This is a genomic window from Fibrisoma montanum, assembly GCF_003583365.1.
GTDB classification, from domain to species: domain Bacteria; phylum Bacteroidota; class Bacteroidia; order Cytophagales; family Spirosomataceae; genus Fibrisoma; species Fibrisoma montanum.
In genome coordinates this window covers 17,572-37,004 of record NZ_QXED01000001.1, presented here as the reverse complement: position 1 = coordinate 37,004, position 19,433 = coordinate 17,572, and the positions used below count along the sequence as shown (strand labels likewise).

Below are 19,433 nucleotides of genomic sequence, written 5' to 3'. Positions count from 1 at the left end.
TTTTCCGGTGTTGTCCGGCACGTCGCATTGGGAGGCATATACGCGCTAATTCATAATCACTCAAGATCGTCTAGTAACGAACCAGTATTGCTTTACCAACTTTATCGAACCGTATGCACCGTAAACTTCCAGCCATGACAATCCTGATTGCCGATGACGATGTAGATGACCGGATGTTCATCGAACGGGCGTTGCGGCAAAATGGCTATACCCAGGAAATTCAGTTTGTAGAAGATGGAGAGGAGTTGATGGAATACCTGCATCATACTGGCCGCTATAATGAGTTGAACGCTCCCTGGCCAAACCTGCTCATTCTCGACTTGAACATGCCCCGCAAAAATGGCTTTCAGGCTCTGGAAGAGATTAAAGAAGACCCGAAATTACGTCGATTGCCTGTGGTAGTGATGACTACATCATCGGCCGATGAAGATGTAGTGAAGACGTATAATCTTGGGGTTAACTCGTTCGTGACGAAGCCGTTCAATTTCAACCGGCTTGTCGAAATGATCGGTGCCCTGAAAACCTACTGGATGGATACCGTTAAACTTCCTCAATAACCTACGCCCGTATGGATGCTGTAGATTTTTCACTCGACGTTTCGCAAAGAAAGCAGACAGCCATTCGCGTTCTTCTGGTTGAAGACGACGAAGACGACTATATTTTAACCAAGACGCTGGTTTCAGGGCGTGAGAATGCCAATATCAGACTCGAATGGGTCGATGATTATGACAATGCGCTGGCGGCCGTAGAAACCGAACATTACGACATTTATCTGGTCGATTACCGGCTTGGCAGCCGCACTGGTATCGAATTTATTCAGCAGGCGTTCCGGATGGGATGCCGGGCGCCGATGATCCTTTTGACGGGGCAGGACGACCTGACCGTCGACCAGTCGGCGCTGGAACTGGGAGCCGCCGATTATCTGGTTAAAGGCCAGATTGATGCGCAGGTTCTCGGTCGCAGCATCCGGTACGCGCTTAAGCAGGCAGAAGTACTTGCCGAAATTGCGGAGAAGGAAAACAAGTATCGCTCGTTGTTCGAGCGGTCTATCGATGCCATTTTCGTAGCTGATAGCCTCATGCGGTTTCAGGATGCGAATCCGTCGGTAGAAAAACTGCTGGGCTACAGTCGCGACGAGTTGCGTCAACTCAATCCAGCCCGCCTTTTTGTTGACTTTAACCACCTCCGCCAACTGCGCTTCACCGTGCGGGAACATGGTCAGCTAAAAGACTTCGAAACGGTCCTGAACAGCAAAGGCGGGCGAAAGCGAATCTGCCTGATTTCAGTTTGGGCCGTCGAAGATGCGTCTGGCCGGCCACAGTGGTATCAGGGGATCGTGCGGGATATAACCGAGCAGAAAAAAGCCCAACAGGAGTTATTGATTGCCGAAAAGTTAAGCATGACCGGCAAGATTGCCCGCAGTATTGCTCACGAAGTGCGTAATCCGCTGACAAACCTGAGCCTGGCGCTGGAGCAGCTTAAGGAAGAGTTGCCTACTGACGATGAATACACCACTATGTTCACCGACATCATTGGTCGGAACGTAGATCGGATCGGGCAGCTCATTACCGAGATGCTGAACTCGTCGAAGCCCCGCGAGCTCGACCGGCAGGTGCAGGATCTGAACCCCGTTGTGAAGACTACCATCCAGTTGGTGGCTGATCGGATCAAGTTAAAAAACATGCGGTTGGAAACCGAGTTTTCGACCGATGACTGCCGCGCTCCGCTTGACCGCGAGCAGGTAAAGACGGCCCTGCTCAACATCCTCATTAATGCCGTTGAAGCCATGGAAGCCGGTCAGGGCATACTGCGCGTAAAAACGGACTGCACCGACGATAATCGGGTGTTCGTTCAGGTTTCTGACAATGGCAGCGGAATTAAGGAAGCAGACCGGCAACGGCTCTTTGATCCGTTCTTTACGGGCAAATCGGGCGGCATGGGGCTGGGGCTTACCGCTACCCAGAACATTGTTAACAGCCACCGGGGGAGCATCGAAGTAGAAAGTCAGCCGGGCCACGGTACTACGTTCCGGTTATATTTCCCAAAGCAGCAGTAAGCGGGCAAAAGCCATTGTCTGGAAAATTGTACCCATCTGCAGGCAAATAATCCCGTAGTGTTCTGCTACGGGCAAACATTCAGCGAGCGCGCCGGTTAGTTTTCAAAACAGCGATACTATGAAAACCAGCATTAACCGGTTCGTTATGGCGTTGTGGGCCATACTATCAGTTGTTACGTTCCCCACCGGCTGCAATTCCAGTACGGAGAAAAAAGCAGACCAGATACGGGACGAACAAAAGGATGTGCTGGATGCGGCCGAATCCGGAGCCGATGTTGACGAGGTTCGTGAGCAACAGGCTGAAGTCGACAGTGCGCGGAAAGAGTATACCCGGCAATGGCGGACAGAGCGTGACAATGCCCGCGAGGATGTTAACGCGACCATCGAGGATATTGATGATAAGATAGCTTATTTTGAACGTAGCGTTCCTGAGGTAGACGCCAGTCGGAAAAAAAACCTGCAGCAGGCTATTCTAACGTTGAAAACCTATCGGCAGCGGATGGCGGATGAGCTTAAAAACCTGGAATTTACATCCGCTGAAAACTGGCCGGAAGTAAAAGCACGTATGGAATATCTAGTGAGTAAGACAGACGCTCAGGTTAACGCCGTACGAGCTGATTAGCCGCCGTCAACAACCAATTACAACCAGCAAGCCGACTCCCTGAGGAGCGGCTTTTTTGTTGAATTCGAGTGTGTAAAACTTTACACAGTGACCTTGTAAAATTTCCACATTAGCAATTGGCCTTTGATGAATAATACTTGAAAACTACTCACGTAACAGAATTTTAAGAAGCTGATAATGAATAAATTATTTTAGTAAAATTAGCTATATACGTACTCCATACATGACTGGCACGAAATAGGCATTGAAAAAGATGAGATAACAACGATCGCAATCATGTGGACAACAACTCACTTTCCTGCTGCCATGCGCTCGCTTAGCCCCAGCACCCGTGCCAAGGCTATTGAAATTGCGAATTTGCTGATGGAGCAGGGGCAATTAGGGAAGAATGAGGTAATTGCCACAAGCATTTATGAGGCTCGTCGCTGGGCCCGTCGTTCTCCGGTTGAGCCGGATATGGTAAACGTACATTCACGTCAATACGCCCGGCGTGAGAGAGCCCTTTAACCTCATTTGAAAGCTATCAAGAGCTATGATCTGGAAGAAAAATATTTACGACTCACTAACCGGCTGCGCGGCACTGTGCGACGAGTTTGCTACCGAATGTTCACGGTCAGAGGACATAGAAAACTGGTACCGGTGCATTTTTCTTAATCTCGACTGCGCGGATATGTGTCGTCAGTTGGCAATGCTTTATGTGCGCGGTTCAGAAAACACCCGACTGCTGGCTAAAGCCTGCATTGAGGTTTGTGAGAAATGTGCACAGGAAGTGAATCAGTTTACCGATCATGATCGTTGCCAGCAAGTGCATGCAATGTGTCAGCAGACAATCCGTAGCTGCGTGAGCATTCTGGAAATGGCGTACCAGTCGGATGCCGATTTGAAAAACCCGGCCACTACGCCTGCGTCGCTGTTTTACGGCATTGACCTGCGCGATACGTTGTATAACTAAAGAAATCAGGATAATAAAGACATCCGGAAGTTTGGGCGGTTGACGGCACCAAAGCGGTAGTAGAAGGTAAGTAATGATGCTAATGCATACCGGCTGATGATGTGGCGTGAATAACAAAGCGGAACTGCTGACAACCGCCCGCTGCTTCCGGCAACTGACTATATATTCACAAAGAAGCGCCAGCCGTTAGCTCGTTCTTAAACGACTAATGGCTGGCGTTTTTCATCCGAAGTTGGTTTGTAAACAAATCGACTTCTAAGGAGTTGGATTGTAAAACACACACGTTATGGAAACAAAAACGCAGCGCAACGAACAGCTCGAAAAAATCCGGGAGTTGGTCAAAGACATTCGGATTGCCATGATGACCACCATTGATGATCAGGGAAACCTGGTGAGCCGCCCTATGGCTACCATGCAGATGGATGAAAACGGTACATTCTGGTTTTTCACAAAGAAAAGTGCGCCGAAGGTAGATCAGATCGATAAGCATGAACACCGGGTTAATCTGGCTTTTGCGCATCCGGATGAAGCCTCTTACGTGTCTGTATCAGGAACGGCTGATGAAGTATATGACCGGGCTAAAATTGACGAACTTTGGTCGCCGGCAGCCAAGCCCTGGTTTCCGGATGGTAAGGATGATCCGGATCTTACTTTGTTGAAAGTACACACCGAACTGGCCGAATACTGGGACTCTACGTCGAGTCGAATGGTGCGGTTCCTCGAAATGGCCCGGGCGGTAGTTACGGGCGACACTTACAAGGAAGGAGAGAATCAGAAGGTTTATAACAGCTGATTTGAATCGTATATTGCTCAGAGCCACTCCAATGAGTGGCTTTTTTTATGTAAACCGGTTCAGGAGCCAGGGACTACATGCCCCAAAATGACGACTTGTTAAAAAGGACAAATAATCATAACCAACAGCCGGATGTAAATGCTACTTCTTTTTCAAGTCAAACAAATAAAACAATTGATATATAATTAATATGTTTATTTTATAAATAACAACCTGATCCAATTAAGAGCCTACTTGACAAATAAATTTTGTTAATATATTTACCCCGCTATCTACTCCGTCTTACTGGACTTAAAATATTATAGTGTTTGAGTAACTCATCAGTCGCATTTGAAACAATACTACTCTATTTATGCCTTCCCGTAATTGCCCACTAATCTACGTTGTTGAAGACGACGCAGACGACGCTTATGTATTGTCTGCCATGTTCAACGACTATTACAAAGAGTACAAAGTTTGTTTTATGGAGAATGGCTCCGATCTGATGCTTCGGCTGACTCATCTCCTCGACGGGCGACTCCCCAATCTTATTCTACTTGATCTGAACTTGCCAATTCTCAATGGTAAAGAAACCCTACAATTATTGGCTTGTGATGATCAGTTTCAAACCATCCCTGTAGCGGTTTTGAGCGGAGCCGACCAGGAACCGGTCATGCATCAATGCTTCGCCTTAGGGGCTGCTGCGTTCGTCAGTAAGATTAAAAGTTATCCGCAACTGGTCCAGGCTATTGGTGATCTTATGAGCCAATGTCTGTTTTCAGCCACCGAAAGCCCGTTGTAGACAAAGACGTTTTACCCGCTTGTAGTGCAAAAAGACAATCAGCGAATTTTGACGTTTACTAACTGAACGCAGAGTTTCCTGCGGTTTTCAGATTAGGTATAACTGATTTCGGCAATGATTGTAACACAAACTGACACGGGCTGGCGCATTATTCATCAACAGGCTCATGGCTTACTGGCTTTTCAGATTGCCCTGCAATGGCAAATTGATAAACGTCCGAGCCATTGGGTAGAAACATTAGTAGCTCTGACTGAACACGACGATGGCCAGGATGCCTGGGAGGGGAGGAACCATCTGACCTCGGCCGGGGCTCCCATGGATTTTCAGGTACTAGAATACTCCGTCGACCAGGTTCAGAAAATGATCCAGATTGGACTTGAAAAAAGTCGATGGAATGCATTGATGCTCTCCATGCATACGTCCTTTTTATATGAATCCATGCGGGGCGAGAATAAAGAATTAGATGCGTTCCTGGATCAGCAGCGGAAGGATAACCAACCAAAATGGCGAAAGCAGTGTAACGCTACTAAAGCGGAAGCTGAATACGCTTATGCGTTTGTACAGTGGTGCGATGCGTTGTCATTGATTCTGTGTCAGGATCAGGTCCCACCGGAGCAGCGCCGGCTGGAAATTAGTCTGGGGCCTGAGGGCGTTCCGTATTTCATCCTGCAGCGGAAGGATGGTATGCTGCAAATAGACCCCTGGCCATTTGAAACAGATACTTTTGAGGTTCACGTAGAATCGTTCAAACTGACTCAACTGGTTTTTTCGTCGGACAACGAGTTATATAATGCATTACATGATGCACCCATCGATGTTCTTACGTGGCGGCTCAGTAAATAAGGGCTAAAGAAGCTGAGGGATTAACGAAGTAAAAAGATCATACCGATTAGACAAGTAGATTAAAACAAAAAAGCCTGCATCCAGCGGACGCAGGCTTTCCGATCCCACCATTCACTACACTACCAAGGCCAGGCGAGCCATCGAGGCATGGGCTGTCTCGATGCTCTGTTTCTGGCGCAGCAACATTTCACGCGTGCTGGCAACCAGATCAGTTTCTTGCAGTACGGTGTTGTAATCGTCGAGGGCCTCCTGGTCGCCCCGACGGCATTCTTCCACCGTTGCTTTATCGTCGTTGTTGGCAAAAGTCGACTTTACGTTAATCCAAGCCCGATGCAGGTCGGCGGCAAAGCTCGTACCATTATCAGGGTCGCCACCCAGCGTCCGGATTTCGCGGGCTAATTCACCCCCAAATTCGCTACGCTGCCGCGACTGAGCCAGGAACAGACTTTTCAGTTCGGCGTCTTTTACATTATCGGCTGCCTCCTGATACCCTTTTTCGGCATCGTGATTACGGGTCAGCAGTTTGTTGAGCTGGTCGAGGATCTCTCCCCGTGTTTCTTTAACGTTCATGATCAATTTGTCTATCTTACTGTGTTCAAGTGTACTATTAACTGGTCGTTGAGTAAATCAGAAAGCAATTGTAATGGTCATTTTTTATTGGGGTCGTGTCCCCAGTTCTTCAGCGAATAAGCCCAGTTGCTGCCCTCCGTTTCCTTTGGTTTCTGAGCCATATGCCGCTTGATATAGCTGATGGTCCGATGCATCTGGTCGTAGTCGTCTTCATCATAATCCTTCTTTTTCTTGTCGAGGATTTCGATGATTTTGCGACCGGATTCGTGACCGGTTGATTCTTTAGCGTCGTCTTTCTTCTGACCCACAGATTTTGACTCGTCTGTGTCAAGCCACTTTTTCAACTCCGAAGCAGACATGTTAACCAGTTCCTTAAACTCTTTTTCAGTTTGCTGATTTTCCTGTTCCTGCTTGTCGGTAGCTTCTTTTGCTGCGGTTGCCATAACGTATCTGCGTTCAGTTACTTTTTCTTGACTTCACTTGCTGACTTCACAATCTGCTTATCGCCCTGTTTGATCACTAAAGCCGGCTCTTTATCAGACCCTTTACGCTTGGTTTTTGACCCCTGCGTATTCTTTGTGACATCGTCTTTATGAACTTCGGCAACGGTTCCGGAGGCTTTCCCTTTCCCGTACTTCCATTCTACCTCATCGCCTTTCTTCGCCGTTGCCATCGTTCTCAGGTTTCGCTGTAGCTGATTAATTGTCTAACGCACCCTTCTTGGCGGCCCGCTGCATGTCCTTATTGGCATAGACCGCGATGTCAACCCGGCGGTTTTTCTGACGGCCGGATTCCGAACTGTTATCGGCAACAGGCTGCTCTTCGCCATAGCCCTTCTCATCGAGCCGGGATGCTTTTACACCCTGGTCACGCAAGTAATTAGCTACAGCATCGGCTCGTTGCCGCGATAACTTCAGGTTGTAGTCGTCGGAGCCCGTAGCGTCGGCGTGGCCTTCAACCAGAATGTTAGTGTCTTCGTACTTATTCAGGGTTTGCGCAAACTCAGTGAGCTGCCGTTTTGTCTCAGACTTGAGTTGATAGGAGTCAACATCAAAAAGTATATCCGAGCCAAACGTAATTTTGATACCCTCACCAACCCGTTCAACCTGAGCATTGGGCAGGTCGCGCTTCATTTCTTCAGCCTGTTTGTCCATCCGGCGACCAATAACAGCACCGGCTGCACCACCTACTGTGGCACCCAAAATTGCGCCTACTGCTGTATTACCTGACCGTCGGCCGACAACACCACCGACCACTGCACCCGCACCGGCACCAATAGCGGCACCACGCTGGGTTTTATTTGTATTTCGTTTGACAGATTGACAACTGGTGAGGACGTCGGTAGTCAGCAGGCTCATTGCCAGTGCCACCGCAATCATCTTCGTATTTACATTCTGTTTGTTCATAGTGGGGAACTCATGTTACTAACCAGTAATTGCCAAATGCCATACCAGAATGTAAGCTGCGTCTGAAAAGTAGGAGCAGGCATTGTTGAACTTGCTGTATAGCAATGAGTTATTGTAGATTACTAATACAATACGTGATTAAATGGCCTCGAAAGGTGACTAACCTGATAGAGTAAAGCGTGAAGTACAGTGCCTAATCCTGTGGAACCGACTCCACATTTCCCGTTTTTGTGACTGACCGCCCGGGAAGTATGTATAGAAAGAAGTAACTCAGTCTATAGTGCTTTTTTTTCAAATAAGAGACAGTGATTATTTGTATAAAGCGTTAATTGTCAGAGATTTATTATTTTATATTTGTGGGTTTAACGTCTTGATTCTGAAACGAAAGCCTTATTGCCAACGTTGTATTTATACAAACAGCTACTCATTAACGGTCTTTGACTGGTTTATTTCATCGTTATGCTAACGTTAAAAACTTTTCTTGCTCTACTGTTGGTAGGCTACATGGTATTGGTGACGCCAACCGGTTGTACAAAAACCGAATCAACCCAGCCGGTTGCCCCCGAGCGTGTGTTGGTCAGCAGCAAACTAATTGGTGAGTATCAGGCGAATGAGTTACGTGGCCGGTTCTCAGGCGCTTTGGCACCGGTTCAGTTGTTCGTACGATATGGGATCAAAGTATACCGGATTGAGTACACAACGACAAATACGGATGGCAAACCGGTAAAAGCTTCCGGCGCATTGCTGGTTCCGAACAAAGAGGGGGCGATGCCCTTGATTAGTGCTCAGCACGGAACGATTGCCAGTGATGCCGAAGCGCCATCCTATTATAAATCGGGGAGCGAAATCTACACGTTCGGAACCCTCTTTGCGGCACAGGGCTACATTGTGGCCGCGCCGGATTACATTGGCTACGGTGCGTCAAAGGATTTGCCTCATACCTACGAACATCGTGAGGGACTGGCAACGGCGTCGCTCGATATGTTACGTGCATCCCGCGAGTTTCTGGCCGGGCAGAAAGTAAATTGGGATAATCGGTTGTTTATCACTGGCTATTCTGAAGGCGGGTACGCCAGCATGGCGCTCCAGAAGAAAATCGAAGAAGAAACCGGCAACGAGTTCAACCTGGTAGCGTCGAGCCTGGGGGCTGGTGCCTACGATAAAACGGCTACCATGCGCTACCTGGTTACCAGTCGGACGACCACGAATTCGGATTATAATCGGCTGTACACCTGGGTTCTGCTTACCTACGACCGTATCTACGGGTTAAACCGGCCCGCGTCGTATTACTTCAAAGAGCCCTATGCAACCCGGGTTGCTCAGAGCGGTCGTAATGCCAGCATTAGTGTGAGCCTGAACGATGCGTTTACGGATTCATTTAAAAAAGCAGCCAACGAAGGAACCGATCAGGCTTTTGTAGATGCTGTCGCGGATAATGACGTGTACGACTGGAAACCCCGGACGCCTACCCGCCTTTATCATGGAACGGCTGACAATCTGGTTTTCTTTTTCAATTCGCAGCACGCGTATGATGCCATGCAGAAGCGCGGAGCCACGAACGTAAAGCTCTATCCAATTCGCAACGCAACTCACGCAACGGGACTGGTGGAGTTCATTCTCGGAACGTATTCGTTCTTTACCAATCCGTCCAACTTATAACGCGCAAAAAAGGCCAGTCACTGACTGGCCTTTTTTGCGATCAATAACTGACAAAGGCAAACGACTTACTATCGGGCGACCAACTCGGTACGTTGATCGTTCCCTGTCCGCCCCGGAACCGGGCCAACTCCCGGATTGGACCGTTCTTACCGGCTTTTAGATCAATCAGCCGGAGCATTACGTCTTTATCGGCGGGGTGCGCCGAGCCCTGGTCCTGAAAGTAGCTGATGAACACGATCCAGCGCCCATCGGGCGATACGTGTGGGAACCAGTTGGCGTAGGCATCATTGGTAATCTGCTCGGGTTGTGAGCCGTCAGCCCGCATCCGCCAGAGCTGCATTCGGCCTGTCCGCATCGAGTTGAAATAGATGTACTGACCATCGGGCGAATACTCCGGTCCGTCGTCGAGACCCGGCGAGTTGGTCATGCGGGCTTCCTGCCCACCCGTGATCGGAATAGTGTAAATATCAAAATCGGATTTTCCATCCGGTCCGGTACGTTCACCCACAAACGCCAGGGTCTTGCCATCGGGCGATACGCCGTGCCAGTACGATGGGCCGGTGGGCGTAATGAGCTGGGGCGTCTGGGTTGAGCCGGTTCCCACCTTCAGCGGTACGGTATAAATAAGCGATGGCGACCGCGTAGCCCCTTTGGTGTTGTTGCTGATAATCAGCGTCCGGCCGTCGGGTGTCAGGCCGTGGTCGTTGTTGCACTGGGCGAGTGGACCAATATCCAGTTGTTCCCGGTGGCCATCAGCAACGGCCACCTGATACATTCGGCCACCCTCGTTGATAAGCAGATACTTGCCGTCGTGGGTCCAGTTTGGCGCTTCAAAACGAGCCGAATCCGTTCGGATAGTCCGTCGCTTTCCCGTGGCCAGGTCATAAGTCTCCAGCCGGCTCACAACGGATTGCGCCATAGACGTACTGATCAGAATTAAATTGTAAAGAGCGATCAACAGAGAAAGCTTCATGGGTCGGCCGCAGTTGAATATACTGCTTATACCAAAGTACGGCCGACGCTGAAACTACCGGATTTCGACAACGGTGTACGCGGCCTGGTTTGGCTGGCGGGTTTGTCCACCCACGGTGGTTTGAACCCGATCGTCGTCATGAACGACCAGCAGGCGGTTCGGCGCCAGCAGGGTGAGGTCTTCGGCTTTGTGGCCAAAATGCAGCGGCTTGCCCATTTCGTCCCGGATCAATGTGAACGGTTTATTGGCAAACAGGTCGGCCTGGGTAATAGTCCACAGATACGCATCGACTTGTCCATTCGCTTCGAGTGAGGTAAGCAGCCAGAACCGCCCCCGCGCCGGATCATATTCAAGGCTCGATAACGCCAGGGGACCCGGCAGCGATGGCTCGACGCTAGCCGGATTAAAGTCTGCAATCAGTTTCCAGTCGTTTTGAAGCCGCAGCCGTCGGTCCGTACCGGTGCCTTCCAGTTTGTAGGAAACGCTGATGACTTTGACCCGGTGCTTGAAATTGTCGTACGACTGGCCTTCTTCCCGAATGCCGAACAACAAGTGCTTGTCAGTAGCGGCCAACCCTTCGATTTTGAAGTAGGGCATCGCACCGGGAAATTCGTCGTTGGCCAATACCTGCGCAATGGGCTGCCGGTAGGCTATCGACGTCCGGGCCGTATCAGACGGAGCCAGCACCCGGGGTTGATGTTCATGGCCCTTTGGCCAGTACAGCACCGTATTGTAGCCATCCCAGTCGGAGCTGCCTGATTTGACCCGGTCAAAGGCCGTCGTCAGCAGGACGAGCTGCTGATCGGGTGTCTGGGCGAAATCTTCATATTTCCGGGTGGCTATAAACGCACCCTCCGTCAGATACGCAGGCGACTGCGTGGAATCCGACAGGGCCGCTACGGGCTTACTGAACACAGGGCTTAAACCTGCCGGCACATCCTTGTCGTTAGCGAACAGCGCCTGTTGGCCGTTGAGCACAACCGCCGATACTTCGCACCAGACAAGCTGACCACTCAGCGACGTACCGGGAGCGAAGCAGGTCAGGAAACCTTCGTCAACCAGGCGGGCCGAGGTAGGGGCTTTAGCCGAAACCGATGGTTTAGACGTTCGGCAGCTGACGGTAATCAGACACGGAAGAAAAAGCAGGAGCGCTAGTCGGCGGTTCATGGTGTGTACACGGGAAAAGATGCCGCAAACTAGGCATTTTGGCGAAAAACAAAGCCAACGCCGTGTACATTCTCGATGCGGACAGCGGGGTGATCGGCAAATCGTTTGCGCAGGCGCGAAATAAACACGTCCAGGCTACGGCCCATGAAATAATCGTCGTCGCCCCAGATGGCCCGCAACAGTTCTTCCCGGCGAATGAGCGTGTTGGGCCGATCCAGTAAATAAGCCAGTACGTCGGCTTCGCGGTGGGTTAATAGTTGCGGCTGGTGGTTGACCGTCAACGTCAGGTTCTGGTGATCGAACGCTACCACCGACGAGCGGTTTTCGACACGGATGGGTTTAGAATTCGAGCGGGTTCTGCGCAGAAAAACCTCAATTTTCAAAACCAGTTCTTCAATGCTGAAGGGCTTGGTCAGGTAATCGTCGGCACCGAGCCGCAGCCCCTGGAGTCGGTCGTCTTTGTCGGACAAGGCGCTCAGAAAAAGAATGGGAACTTCGGGGTCAACGGTACGGATCTGGCGAGCCAGAGTGAACCCGTCGCACTGCGGGAGCATCACATCCAGCAGACAAACGTCAAATTTGCCGGGTTTGAACGTGTGCCAGGCCTGCGTGCCGGTTGTGCAGTGGGTTACGGCAAATTGGGCCATCTCAAGGTTGTCGCGCGTTACGAAACCAAGATTTACGTCGTCTTCAACGAACAGGATGTGGGCCTTAGGCGGGTTCATAGTGTGAAACAACAGACAAAGGGCAGGTAATCGAGAACGTACTGCCACAGCCCGATTGGCTCACCAGCCGCAGTCGCCAGCGGTGTGCCCGAACAACCTGCTGAACGTAGTACAACCCCAGGCCAAAGCCGGCGGCATTGTGTACCCGACCCGACGGAATCCGATAGAACTGCCGGAAGACGGCTTTTTGATGCTCGGGGGCAATGCCAATGCCGTTGTCCTCCACCGACCAGACCAACTGCCCGGCATCAAGCTGGGTCCGGAGCGTCACCTCGGGGGTTGTGTCGCAGTATTTGATGGCATTGTCAACCAGGTTGTTGATGAAATTTTCCAGGTGGTATCGGTCCGCCTGGATGGTGGCAAAGGGCGCTTGCAGATCAAGCAGTACATGAGGCCCAAAGGTGTCGGCGGTGGCCCGCAGAACATCGTGCAGATCAACTTCGGTCAGATTTAGCGAAAAGCCAATGCGTTCGGTGCGGGCTAGCTGCAGCACACGGCTGACTTGTTTCTGCAACCGCGCGCTTTCTTCCTGAACTATGCGGGCGTATTGCCGAAGCCGGTCGGGCTGGCGGGTGATGGCGTCTGACTGGAGCACATCAGCGGCAATGCGCAGGGTTGAGACAGGGGTTTGCAACTCGTGGGTGATGTTGTTGATGAAGTCCCGCTGCACTTCGGTGAGTCGCCGTTGCCGCAATACTACGGTCAGGGTATAGCCAAAGAACATAACGACGATCAGCACGGCGGCCGTTGACCAGAGCCAGCCGTTTAACTGCCCGGCAACAAACCCCGCCTGATTCGGAAAACGAATACCGAAATAATACGTATACCGCGAAAATTTAGGCAGGCTCCGGTTACGCGTCGTGGCGGGCTGCCCGGCCGCACTGGTACTGACGTAGGCGCCGTACAGCATCCGATCCGACTCGCAATTGTAAATGCCGTACTCAAAATCAGTGATGAGTTTATGCTGTTGAAGCGAATTCTGGATGAGCGATTCCAGCGTGACGGGATCGATCGGCGCATCTGTGTTGACAATGAAATAATCCGGCGAAAGCTGGGTGACCGCGTACCGATTCAGGGTAAACCGATTCAGGCGGGCGACCTCGTCGGCTACGTCCTGCAGCGCAATAAAAGCCGACTGCCGGAACTGCCGTTCGCGGAGGGCATACGCATTACGTACCCAGACAGCCTGCACGCACAGAATGCCGATAATCGACAATACGGATAAGGCAACCAGCAAGCGGATCAGACGACGCGACATACTACGTTGGGGTGAACAGGCCAGACGGGTTCCGGCAGAATCATTTCGATGGAAAAATACGGATTAAATACGTAGCTGCTAAACGGCTTTTTCGCGAATGGCTATCTGTTAACAACTCATTAACAAACGTTAGCAAGTGCTTAACAAGGTGGACGCACAGCATCGTCTACGTTTGTGACGTACTCGATTGAGTACAGTGTTATAACCTTCAAAACAACCAGTTTACATGAAACGCATTCTGTTTTTTGGTGTCATGCTGCTCTTGGCCGCAGCGGTGTCAACGTCGGCCTACAGGGCGGCTGCTCTTTTCGGGTGGATGCAGACGAGCCACGATTTTGGCCGCATTCAGCAGAGTAAGCCCGTGACGGCTACGTTTGAATTTACGAACAAGGGTGAGGTTCCGCTCGTCATCGCCAACGCCAGAGGGTCTTGCGGCTGCACGGGTGTCGACTATCCTAAAGCAGCAGTCATGCCTGGCCAGACAAGTACGATTAAAGCTACGTTCAATGCCGCTTCGCCGGGAGCGTTCAACAAAACCGTCACGGTTGAATCAAACGCGGAAGGGGGGATCGCCACGCTCCACATTAAGGGGGAAGTGATCCGCTGAAAACGATTAGCCGCCGGCACAGTCAGGTGTCGGCGGCTAACGGGGAACGCCGGCCTGGTTAGTTTTCGTGGTGAGTAGCCAGACGGAGCCTGAATAGCGTGCCGCGGTTCGGTTGGGTTTCAATATCCAGATTGGCTCTGAGCAGTTCACAAAGACGTTTGACAACATACAGACCAATGCCCTCACCTGCGGATTGGTCTGTATGGGTTTTGGGCGGGGCAACCGGCTCTATGTCTTCACTGGTCGCACTGGCCGGCTGGACGGTGTTCTGCAATACGCTGGAAAATTCGACGGTTGGTTTCAGCGGTTCCAAAAGAGACGAAGCCAGACTTTTGGGTAAACCGGGGCCCGTATCCTGAATGCCGATAATCCAGTGGTGACTATCAATGGCAGACCAGGACACCGACACAAATCCGCTGGGTGTGTATTTGATTGCATTCAGCAGCAGATTCTGGATGATTCGCTGCACCAGTATCCGGTCAGTCTGCACGATCAGTTCCTCGGGACCATCGGCCTGCACAAACAGGCCGCGTTCGTGCGCCAGTGGCTCAATGCTCTGCACCGTACTTCGGAGCAGTTCACTCGCATTAAACGTATCGCTATGGACCGTTTCCTGCCCGGCTTCCAGGCGAGCCAGATCCGTCAGTTGGCTTAGCATATCGCTGATGGAAAGCAGGTTTCGCTGAAGCATACTCAGGCGGCCGGCCTGCTCTTCGTCCGTAGCGTTCGGTTTGGTCAGCAGCGAAGCCGCGCCCTGAATGATGCCAAATCCTCCACGCAGATCGTGCGTAGCGGTCCGTAAGATCGCACTTCGCTGGCGGGTTAGCTCCTGTACCCGGTTTAAGGTTAACTGCAAGGCTTCTGCCCGGCCTGCGGCCTGTTCACGTTGAAGCTCCGCATAACGCGTTACGCTGCCGCTGGTCAGCAGGCTGCTGAAGCGAACGATCGATTCATACGCTTTGTGTAATACGGCCGGTTCGGCGTTGGGGTAATGGTGGCTGTAGGCCGTTACCTCAGCGGCCAGGCATTGATACAGGTGGCTTAATTCGGCAAGCAGCGCGCGAAGTGAATAACCTTTGTGCCAGCGGTGCAGGCCGTGCTCGGAGGCCAGGTAGCTCAGGTCGTGCGCCAGCGGCTGTCCTCGCAGTTGCTGATCAAACAAATCAAGAACGACCGGTACCTGATCATTAAATTCTTCCCGGGAAAGATTGGCCGTATTGGGAATTGTTACGTCTGCCTCACAGGCCGTCCGCCAAAGGTTCAGCAGCGCTTCCCGGCGGGCAAACAAATAGGTGGCTAGTTCAACTGGTGGCTTAGCAGGCTCATCAGAATCGGTAGTCATAGTGGTATTTGTCTGTGTTCTATCGATCAGTATCGACTTACTGGTCTGTTCGATAAAACACAAAAGAACAAACTGTGTTTGTTTGAGATAGTTGTTAGTCTGATGAGTTGGTCTTACAGCACGATCTACTTTTCACTAAATGTTAAACAAACTATCCCATTCTGTTATGAATGATCAGTTTTCGGGAAGATCGACAGTAAAACAGAATTTTTATAAAGCCAGCATACTGGTCGTTGAAGATAATGCCGACCATTGGTCATTAATTCAGGAAGCGCTTGAACAATGCCTGCCCGAAGTGCGGGCGTTGCGGGTTTCAACTGCCGGAGAAGCCGAAACGTATCTGGCCCACTGCCTGACCAATCAGGCCAGTCTGCCTAAAATAATGCTGCTGGATCTGTACCTTCCGGATGCAGAGCAGTCGTGGGTGCTGCTTCGAAAAATCAAGCAGGCCAACTCGCCCTACATCCGGATGCCGGTCGTTGTGTTCAGCTATTCAAATTTACAGGAGGATATCAACGAACTGTATCGCTACGGCGGTACGTCCTACATTGTTAAACCCTCATCGTTTGACCAGTGGCTGGCCTATTTCCGGTCAATGCGTCAATACTGGTGGGAAACTGTGACGCTGCCCGGCCAGAACGGTTAATTGTCGCCGATTTCGTACTTCATTTCGCCCCGGTCCTTTTCAACGGCGGTACGTCCTTCTTTCATCCAGACGGGCACCGGGCCGTCTTTGAGGTAATGGTCGAAGAACTGGTACATCCGGATGCTCAGGTCTTTAGCATTATGGCGCTGGGTCAGGTTGTGGCCTTCGCCGTTGTAGACCAGCATCCAGACCGGCTTGTTGAGTCGGCGCAGCGCCGTAAACATCTCGATGCCCTGATACCAGGGCACGGCTCCGTCGGCGTCGTTGTGCATCATCAGCAGGGGCGTCTCTATCCGATTGGCAAAGAACAGGGGCGAGTTTTCGATGTAGTTCATCGGCTTGTCCCAGAGCGTTCCGCCGATGCGGCTCTGCGTTTTCTCGTACTGAAACTGCCGGACCACACCGGTTTCCCAACGGATGCCACCGTAGGCACTCGTCATGTTGGCTACGGGAGCACCAGCCATGGCGGCCCGGAACATGTTGGTACGCGTAACGATGTAGGCCGTCTGGTAACCTCCCCAGCTCTGCCCCTGCAGACCGATGCGCTCGCGGTCAACAAAGCCCCGGTTGATCAGGCTCAGTACCCCCGGCACGATGCAATCGTAGGCGTTGGGGCCGGGCTGACCGGTTGTGTAAATAATATCCGGTACAAAGACCAGGTACCCGTTGGAAATGCAGTACGGGATATTGATCGTTGAACGGCTCGGCGCCGGAGCGCGGTAGTCGTTCAGGGTTTCCGTATTACGTTCGTAATAGTACACCAGCATCGGGTATTTTTTGGCCGGGTCGAATCCTTCCGGTTTGTAAAGCAGTCCTTCCAGCTGCACCCCGTTGGTACCAATCCATTTCACCAGTTCGACGCTGCCCCAGCGGATGCTGTCCTGCTGCTGATTGACACGGGTCAGCTGCACCGGGGTCCGGAAGGTCGTGTCTGTAACATACAGGTTGATCGGCTCCTGAAAATTGCCACGGTAATACGTCATCGTGGCTCCGTTTTTAGCCTTGCTGAGCCCAAAATACCGGTGGTTACTGCTGGCTACAGTCGTAAGTGCAACGTCTCCTTTAGCGGGGGCAGTGCCTTTCAGAATACCGGTATGTTTGTCATCTTCCCAGAAACCGGTCAGATACAGCTCCTCATTCGGGTCAATGAACTGCTCGCTGGTAAATCCCTGCGTGCGTGATCCGCGTGAATCGTCAAGGTCAGCTACCCGTAGACGCACCCGGTTTTGGCGGCCCCAGCCTTTGGTCAGGTTTACCGGCTTCTGCTGGCCGGTTGGGTCAATCTGCCAGATGTCGTAGCGGTCGTAAAGCCAGACGTAGCGCTCACCTTTGGTCCAGCCGGCGGCACCGTAGCTGCCGGGCAGATTGGGCGTGTCGTGTTCTTCGTCGAAAAACTTAGCCGGCAGGCCTCGGGTCAGGTCGATCCGTTTGCCGGCCTGTACCGACCAGGCCCGCCAGAGCGAGTCGCGTTCGTCGAACCAGATGGCATACTGGCCGCCCGGCGACAGCTTTACATCGGAGGCCATAATGTCGTTGGCAATTTTCTTTTTCTCGCCGGTCTGCGTGTCAATGAGGTACAAATCCGTGTGGCCCGGGTCCCAGGACGCCTGCACCTGATACGGCAGGTCGCTCAGGCCAAGGAGGTGACGCGCGTTGGTTTTGGTATCGAACGTAACGGTTGGCACTTCGCGGTTGGCCAGTAATGTTACCTTGCCATATGTTGGACTCCCCGGAGCCAGGTCGCACATGGTCAGGAAGCCACGTTCTTTTTCTTCTTTAAGCCGCCGTTGCTGCATGGGCTGCAGGCGATTATCGGTCCAGCTCCAGACGTCCATTTTAACTTTTTCGTCGTCGGGCGTCAACGTGTCTTTCCGGGCGCGGGGCGGAATAGGGGCCGTAGAGAAATACAGACGCGTACCATCGTCGCTGAATCTGGGCTCGCGGAATTCGTTGGCCGACCAGCCTCTCGGCAGAGTTTTGGATACGGTATCGACCAGCACCCGCGTTTCGTTACTAACCGGCCGGGCGCGTTTGCCTTTAGCGACGACCGGTGCCTGCAATGGTTTGTAATACAGTGAAAAGACCCGTACGTCGGCCCCGGTTGAATCGGCTGACGCCATCCACGCCAGTTGTTGCCCGGCCTTATCGACGACCAGCCCTTTGTATTGTTTCATCCGCGAGTTTGTGTCAACCAGCACTTCGGCTTGTTTGTCGGTATCAAACCGGTACACACCCGGCACCACCGTGGCTGACTTCCGGAGCGAATCCGAGATTTCCTTGCTGTAGAAGATCGTGCGGCCGTTGTCGGAAATGACTACGTTCGATACGTTGCGGAACGATTTGCGGGTACCATCGGCCAGGTTCAGGAGTGTCAGGTCATCGCCTTTCAGCTTCTTACCTCTTCGGGCCGACGAAGCGGTGGCCGACGTTGCCGAGGTCGGTTGAGTAGGCGTCAGCGTGTCTTTTTTAGAGGTTGCTTTGGCTTCTGTCAACAGTTTGGGTGCGTTGGCATCCTGCAGAACAGCCAGCCAGCTACCGCCTTCCTTTCCAAACGTAAAGGATTTCAGGTTTGGCAGCTTCGTGGCTTCTCCCGTAGCCAGGTTCAGCACCAGCAGGCTGTCTTTAGGCATATCGTCTGCCTTCTTCTTTTTGAGTTTCGCCTTGCGGGTGTCAGCAATCGGTGCTTTCAGTTTTGCTACCAGAAATTTACTGTCGGGTGTAAACTGAGCCTGATAGCCGCGTGGGAATGAATACGTAGGGCGAACCATACCGCCGGTCGGCTGCGTTTGGGCTGCGCGGGTAACGTGCAGCATGCCGTCGCCCTCCTGAGGGTCGATCTGGTAAGCAATCCATTGGCCGTTGTCCGAAAGTTTTTCGAAACGAACACTTTGCCAACGGTCATAATCCGCATGAACAAGTGGGCGTTTGGCAGTTTGCGCAAACAGTAAGTGGGTTGCTAAAGTGCAAAAGATTGTAAAAAATGTACGATAGGCCATATTTTCTACTGAGGAAAAGCGAAGATACAAAATCTTA

The 19,433-nt window shown here is 51.8% G+C and carries 21 protein-coding genes; 11 read left to right on the top strand and 10 right to left on the bottom strand.

What is annotated here, in order from left to right:
* Positions 1–113: 113 nt before the first annotated feature.
* The 8 genes from DYU11_RS00180 (at position 114) to DYU11_RS00145 (ending at position 6,047) form a co-directional block, all read left to right on the top strand.
* On the top strand, positions 114–557 hold the full coding sequence (locus DYU11_RS00180; RefSeq protein ID WP_229365643.1) for a response regulator: 444 nt from the start codon (positions 114–116) through the stop codon (positions 555–557).
* An 11-nt stretch (positions 558–568) separates the two neighbouring features.
* Positions 569–2,056, top strand: coding sequence for a hybrid sensor histidine kinase/response regulator (locus DYU11_RS00175; protein WP_119665634.1), 1,488 nt, complete (start codon positions 569–571; stop codon positions 2,054–2,056).
* 118 nt (positions 2,057–2,174) lie between these two features.
* Positions 2,175–2,678: a sll1863 family stress response protein gene (locus tag DYU11_RS00170; protein ID WP_119665633.1), complete on the top strand. Its 504-nt coding sequence runs from the start codon at positions 2,175–2,177 to the stop codon at positions 2,676–2,678.
* A 276-nt stretch (positions 2,679–2,954) separates the two neighbouring features.
* Positions 2,955–3,185, top strand: a complete 231-nt coding sequence (locus DYU11_RS00165; RefSeq protein ID WP_119665632.1) for a DUF2188 domain-containing protein — start codon at positions 2,955–2,957, stop codon at positions 3,183–3,185.
* Positions 3,186–3,210: 25 nt separating this feature from the next.
* Positions 3,211–3,630, top strand: coding sequence for a four-helix bundle copper-binding protein (locus tag DYU11_RS00160; protein WP_119665631.1), 420 nt, complete (start codon positions 3,211–3,213; stop codon positions 3,628–3,630).
* A 286-nt stretch (positions 3,631–3,916) separates the two neighbouring features.
* Positions 3,917–4,423 carry a pyridoxamine 5'-phosphate oxidase family protein gene (locus DYU11_RS00155; RefSeq protein WP_119665630.1) on the top strand — a complete coding sequence of 169 codons (507 nt, stop codon included), beginning with the start codon at positions 3,917–3,919 and terminating at the stop codon, positions 4,421–4,423.
* A gap of 352 nt (positions 4,424–4,775) precedes the next feature.
* The gene (locus DYU11_RS00150) at positions 4,776–5,204 is read left to right on the top strand and encodes a response regulator (protein WP_119665629.1); all 429 of its coding nucleotides are present in this window, start codon (positions 4,776–4,778) and stop codon (positions 5,202–5,204) included.
* A 114-nt stretch (positions 5,205–5,318) separates the two neighbouring features.
* Positions 5,319–6,047, top strand: coding sequence for a DUF3891 family protein (locus DYU11_RS00145; protein ID WP_119665628.1), 729 nt, complete (start codon positions 5,319–5,321; stop codon positions 6,045–6,047).
* A gap of 114 nt (positions 6,048–6,161) precedes the next feature.
* Here DYU11_RS00145 and DYU11_RS00140 read toward each other — a convergent pair whose 3' ends face one another.
* The 4 genes from DYU11_RS00140 to DYU11_RS00125 form a co-directional block, all read right to left on the bottom strand.
* Complete coding sequence (locus tag DYU11_RS00140) at positions 6,162–6,617, bottom strand: ferritin-like domain-containing protein (RefSeq protein WP_119665627.1); 456 nt, start codon at positions 6,615–6,617, stop codon at positions 6,162–6,164.
* 77 nt (positions 6,618–6,694) lie between these two features.
* Positions 6,695–7,060, bottom strand: a complete 366-nt coding sequence (locus DYU11_RS00135; protein WP_119665626.1) for a DUF3140 domain-containing protein — start codon at positions 7,058–7,060, stop codon at positions 6,695–6,697.
* A 17-nt stretch (positions 7,061–7,077) separates the two neighbouring features.
* On the bottom strand, positions 7,078–7,290 hold the full coding sequence (locus DYU11_RS00130) for a hypervirulence associated TUDOR domain-containing protein (protein ID WP_119665625.1): 213 nt from the start codon (positions 7,288–7,290) through the stop codon (positions 7,078–7,080).
* 25 nt (positions 7,291–7,315) lie between these two features.
* Positions 7,316–8,023 (bottom strand): YiaD family glycine zipper/OmpA-like lipoprotein, encoded by a 708-nt coding sequence (locus DYU11_RS00125; RefSeq protein WP_119665624.1) that lies wholly within the window; start codon positions 8,021–8,023, stop codon positions 7,316–7,318.
* A 459-nt stretch (positions 8,024–8,482) separates the two neighbouring features.
* Between DYU11_RS00125 and DYU11_RS00120 the strand changes: the two genes are divergently transcribed.
* Positions 8,483–9,682, top strand: a complete 1,200-nt coding sequence (locus DYU11_RS00120) for a lipase family protein (protein ID WP_229365642.1) — start codon at positions 8,483–8,485, stop codon at positions 9,680–9,682.
* 40 nt (positions 9,683–9,722) lie between these two features.
* Here DYU11_RS00120 and DYU11_RS00115 read toward each other — a convergent pair whose 3' ends face one another.
* The 4 genes from DYU11_RS00115 to DYU11_RS00100 are packed head-to-tail and all read right to left on the bottom strand — an operon-like array spanning position 9,723 to position 13,805.
* Positions 9,723–10,655: a TolB family protein gene (locus tag DYU11_RS00115; RefSeq protein ID WP_119665623.1), complete on the bottom strand. Its 933-nt coding sequence runs from the start codon at positions 10,653–10,655 to the stop codon at positions 9,723–9,725.
* Between the two features lie 54 nt (positions 10,656–10,709).
* A complete protein-coding gene (locus DYU11_RS00110) occupies positions 10,710–11,822 on the bottom strand; it encodes a hypothetical protein (protein ID WP_119665622.1) in 1,113 nt (370 codons plus the stop codon).
* A 29-nt stretch (positions 11,823–11,851) separates the two neighbouring features.
* The gene (locus DYU11_RS00105; protein WP_119665621.1) at positions 11,852–12,547 is read right to left on the bottom strand and encodes a response regulator transcription factor; all 696 of its coding nucleotides are present in this window, start codon (positions 12,545–12,547) and stop codon (positions 11,852–11,854) included.
* Positions 12,534–13,805: a sensor histidine kinase gene (locus tag DYU11_RS00100; RefSeq protein ID WP_119665620.1), complete on the bottom strand. Its 1,272-nt coding sequence runs from the start codon at positions 13,803–13,805 to the stop codon at positions 12,534–12,536. The genes DYU11_RS00105 and DYU11_RS00100 overlap by 14 nt, the downstream gene beginning before the upstream one ends.
* A gap of 226 nt (positions 13,806–14,031) precedes the next feature.
* Here DYU11_RS00100 and DYU11_RS00095 point away from each other — a divergent pair, with 226 nt between their 5' ends.
* A complete protein-coding gene (locus DYU11_RS00095; protein ID WP_119665619.1) occupies positions 14,032–14,412 on the top strand; it encodes a DUF1573 domain-containing protein in 381 nt (126 codons plus the stop codon).
* A gap of 58 nt (positions 14,413–14,470) precedes the next feature.
* Here DYU11_RS00095 and DYU11_RS00090 read toward each other — a convergent pair whose 3' ends face one another.
* On the bottom strand, positions 14,471–15,754 hold the full coding sequence (locus tag DYU11_RS00090) for a sensor histidine kinase (RefSeq protein WP_119665618.1): 1,284 nt from the start codon (positions 15,752–15,754) through the stop codon (positions 14,471–14,473).
* A gap of 166 nt (positions 15,755–15,920) precedes the next feature.
* On the opposite strand from DYU11_RS00090, the gene DYU11_RS00085 reads away from it, so the two are divergent.
* Positions 15,921–16,400: a response regulator gene (locus tag DYU11_RS00085; RefSeq protein ID WP_119665617.1), complete on the top strand. Its 480-nt coding sequence runs from the start codon at positions 15,921–15,923 to the stop codon at positions 16,398–16,400.
* Here DYU11_RS00085 and DYU11_RS00080 read toward each other — a convergent pair.
* Positions 16,397–19,396: a S9 family peptidase gene (locus DYU11_RS00080; protein WP_119665616.1), complete on the bottom strand. Its 3,000-nt coding sequence runs from the start codon at positions 19,394–19,396 to the stop codon at positions 16,397–16,399. The genes DYU11_RS00085 and DYU11_RS00080 overlap by 4 nt on opposite strands.
* Positions 19,397–19,433 lie beyond the last annotated feature (37 nt).